Origin of the sequence: Fructilactobacillus florum DSM 22689 = JCM 16035, from assembly GCF_001436645.1 — a bacterium.
GTDB lineage: Bacteria > Bacillota > Bacilli > Lactobacillales > Lactobacillaceae > Fructilactobacillus > Fructilactobacillus florum.
The window spans coordinates 1-488 of the sequence record NZ_AYZI01000039.1 but is presented as its reverse complement, the minus strand read 5'-3'; the positions used below and the strand labels follow the sequence as shown (position 1 = coordinate 488).

General features: G+C 45.9%; 3 tRNA genes. All 3 read left to right on the top strand.

Annotated elements, in window-relative coordinates:
- Positions 1-56: 56 nt before the first annotated feature.
- The 3 genes from FC87_RS06705 (at position 57) to FC87_RS06695 (ending at position 458) form a co-directional block, all read left to right on the top strand.
- A tRNA-Met gene (locus tag FC87_RS06705) sits at positions 57-130 on the top strand.
- 9 nt (positions 131-139) lie between these two features.
- Positions 140-213, top strand: a tRNA-Ile gene (locus FC87_RS06700).
- A 155-nt stretch (positions 214-368) separates the two neighbouring features.
- A tRNA-Ser gene (locus FC87_RS06695) sits at positions 369-458 on the top strand.
- Positions 459-488 lie beyond the last annotated feature (30 nt).

The window sequence follows — 488 nt, the reverse complement described above, 5'->3', positions numbered from 1 at the left end:
GGGGTCGCAGGTTCGAATCCTGTCTTCCCGATTAGATATTTTTGATATCTATAGATCGCGGTGTAGCTCAGCTGGCTAGAGCGTCCGGTTCATACCCGGGAGGTCGGGGGTTCGATTCCCTCCGCCGCGATTAGGTCTTGGATCTTTAGCTCAGTTGGTTAGAGCAGACGGCTCATAACCGTCCGGTCGTAGGTTCGAGTCCTACAAGATCCATTGGCCGAGCCATAGGTTTGGTGATTAATCATTTGACAAGTTAGATTTATTGGCTAAACTGACTCAGTTAGTTGCAATCAAAATTTAATTGTTTGTTAGCATTTGATGTTATTGCCAAGTATTCGAAAGTGTGCTATATTGGTTTAGTGCATAATGGAGGATTACCCAAGTCTGGCTGAAGGGAACGGTCTTGAAAACCGTCAGGTGAGTAAAATCACGCGAGAGTTCGAATCTCTCATCCTCCTTTTTATTATCGCGGGGTAGAGCAGTCTGGT